This is a genomic window from Aeromonas sp. ZOR0002 (assembly GCF_963866995.1).
Classification (GTDB): Bacteria; Pseudomonadota; Gammaproteobacteria; order Enterobacterales; family Aeromonadaceae; genus Aeromonas; species Aeromonas caviae.
In genome coordinates, this window is record NZ_CAWMFQ010000267.1 from 1 (window position 1) to 3,079 (window position 3,079).

Below are 3,079 nucleotides of genomic sequence, written 5' to 3' on the forward strand. Positions count from 1 at the left end.
AATCACAATCCGGGACTCTACCAACTGAGCTACAGCCACCACTGAAATCTACCTTCGATACAGCAATCAAACTCATGTGTATCGATGGCGCGCCCTGCAGGATTCGAACTCTTATATGGTACACATAAAAGATCGAAAGTTAGCGTGAACCTCCAACAAGAAGCCACTAACCACTTATGCACTACGCAATAAAAAAGCTAAATTTGTTTAAAATCAATACATTACTATTGTTAATGCATGACCTAACCAACAGAAGCGAAGAGTAAAACATTCAGTCATGAATGTCAATGTTGCGATAAACTATTTACGCACTTAAGTGCATATGTGGATCGCTCAATCAGTGCGTATGAGTGTGTATGTAGGGCTATGAGCTATTTTTCAGGAACACTGATTATGCCAAATCAGCTGGCATCGCGCCCAATGATAGAAGTCACGCACCAACACAGCGAAACTACATGACCTGCAAATGCCGGACATCTGGGGTCATGTAGTTGTATGCGACTTATATATAGAAGGGATGACATTAGCGGGCCGATGTGGAACTCCCCAACGTCCTCAACACCTCCTCCACGGCAGCCAACCGTCCTCGTAAGGACTGAAATTCCTGACTGGTGTGCCTAAGCACATTATCAATGGTCGTCTCTAGCGCGGGGAAATCTGTTCGTAGCTCGCAATATTCGGCGAACGTAGCCTGGTATTCCTGGAGCTCAAATCGATAAGAGCGTGCCCTAGCCTCCAGCACCTTGATCCCTTCATTTCTCACATCCACGACGGCCTTTTGCTCGACCGGAGTTACCGGAACCTCTGAGCTTGGTAGATCTTCCTGAAAAGTTACCTTATCAAAAAGTGGTGTTTTGACGTAATTTGGGCGAAACCATTTATTGCCCACACTGCGCCTATTCAAAAGACCCATACCGACCAACTTGTTCAGATGGCGGTATATGAGTCCATAGTATTTATGTTTTGATGGGCGCTTGAACTTGTCACCAAATACCGCGATTACGCACTCCTGTGCAGTGAAATCGTTCAGCTGTAACCGAATTAGTGCAGTGTAGAGTATGGTTGGAAGCCACACAGTTTGGGAGCCCATAGGTAACCCTCAGTCTCGAAAGACAACAATTAGTAGGAATCAAAATCAGGGTGGGGATTATAGTCCTCATCATTGGGTCAGACAACCTGAGAAATAATAGTAAGAGCCTACGATGTTACTCATTGGCCCCATTGGGGCCATGGTTAAAGGCGGTAATATTTTTCGGGAAATTAATTGTTTTCTTAAATATAAATAGATTTGTAGACTAATTTGTTTATATCTTTCTCTCTATCATATGGGTACAGATCTCGATAAACAGAGGCTGCCAAGTCAGAAACTTCCTTGCTAAGAATCTCAAGAGCATCATCTTTTTCAACATTATTGAAAATAGACTGAACCTCATCTGGAGATTTTAGTGAATCTCTTAGAGCTTTATCATCCTTTAACTTTTGAAGCCAGAGATCAAGCCTGTGAAGAAGTAGCAGGGGGAAATATTCAGGACATGTCAGTTGAGCATCCATGTGATACGCAATGCTAGTTAAGTCAAAGCTTGTAAGCTTCTTGGCTACTTTCTTTTTATAATCTGGCATATCGGCCACAATATTCTTCATTAACCGAACGACTTTCTTAAGGTTTCCTCCATGAATAGAGTCCTTATCATCAACTTTCTTAATGTGAAGGAAAGGTTTGTTTTCTATGAACTCATGTTTTTCTTTATCGTATATTCTGACGCATCGGTCATGCTGTTTGCCTGAGCGCTGATAATCATGAGAGTCATGCCAACAGCTTGGCACAATATCAATCTTTCGAGCCAGGCTACCTCCACTCATTGATATGGATTTCTTATTCGAGCAGTCTACTGTTGCTTGATAGTATCTGCTTGTCAGTTTAACTTCTGATGCTAAGCGAATTTCTTTTACTTGATCGAGCATGGGCCTTTTGTCAGGCGCATCAGTATAGTTAGTTGATGGAAGAACTGGTAGTTGGACGAGGATTACATCATTTTTAAGAATCAACATATCGACATCAGAGTGTCCTTCAATATGAATATCTAAAGCTACAGAACCTTGAAGCTTGAATTCAGTATTAATCCGGTCTTTTTCGAGCATGCCAACCAATGTATTAGCTACACGTTCCCCTTCATCTATTGAAACTTGTGTTGATTTAGCGCTCACTGGTGCCATCGCACCAATTACATACTTGATAGCATCACTGTCTTTGACCTTTTCATAACTTTCTTGTGGACGATAATCATATGCAGCAGATAATGCAGTATAACCTTGATCAAGTGCATAGCGCTGAGCCGTACCCTGACGCCTTTCCTTCAATTTTTTCAAACGGTCACTAAAGTTGATCATTTATCACCTCGTGTCAGGTACATTTTTCCGAAAGTTCTTCTTCCATTACTATTAAAATATGCAGCTTCACCAGAAGTTAGCTCCTTATCAAAGATAACTTCACAGTAACCTCTATGTGAGTTCAACTCATGAAACTGAGATGCATCAGGAGAATTACTATAACTATAATGAAGAACCCAGCCACCACGGGTTCCTGATTTTTTGGCAAGAGTTGCCGTATAGCTTTCGCTGGAGCTTTTTTTGGTTTTTAAGTTTATAGAAATCTTTTCCCAACGCTGCTCAATATCAATTTCAGCTTCCCAGTTATACTTTATAACACCGTCATCTTCGGAGAGTGTTTCACCTCTGACAGACCAAACACCATTTAAATCTGGAATTTTAAATAGTGGCACTTTCCATACATAGTTATTAAAAATCCAATGTAAGGCAAAATATACAACAGCAGTTGAAACTGTTGCTCCAGCCATAAAACTGAAACCATCTACTTGGTGCAACCATAGAATAACGCTTGATATCAAACCAGTAAGAATAACTGATGCAGTTCCGAGATATCGACCTATTGTCGCTCTACTATGACCAAAAACAGCGTAATCATGCATATGCCAATCCTTTCATGCGTAATAACATAATCCTGCTATTCATCGCTCTTTATTGGCTTGTGCCAAGATGCTGGCAGCCAGGGTCTTTGACG

Annotated in this window: 3 protein-coding genes; all 3 read right to left on the bottom strand. The window is 41.2% G+C overall.

What is annotated here, in order from left to right; all coding sequences use genetic code 11:
- Positions 1–523: 523 nt before the first annotated feature.
- Positions 524–1,090: a hypothetical protein gene (locus tag AACR77_RS14590; protein WP_042878390.1), complete on the bottom strand. Its 567-nt coding sequence runs from the start codon at positions 1,088–1,090 to the stop codon at positions 524–526.
- Positions 1,091–1,272: 182 nt separating this feature from the next.
- Positions 1,273–2,388 (bottom strand): hypothetical protein, encoded by a 1,116-nt coding sequence (locus AACR77_RS14595; protein WP_042878392.1) that lies wholly within the window; start codon positions 2,386–2,388, stop codon positions 1,273–1,275.
- Positions 2,385–2,987, bottom strand: coding sequence for a Cap15 family cyclic dinucleotide receptor domain-containing protein (locus tag AACR77_RS14600; protein ID WP_081999305.1), 603 nt, complete (start codon positions 2,985–2,987; stop codon positions 2,385–2,387). The genes AACR77_RS14595 and AACR77_RS14600 overlap by 4 nt, the downstream gene beginning before the upstream one ends.
- Between the last annotated feature and the right edge of the window lie 92 nt (positions 2,988–3,079).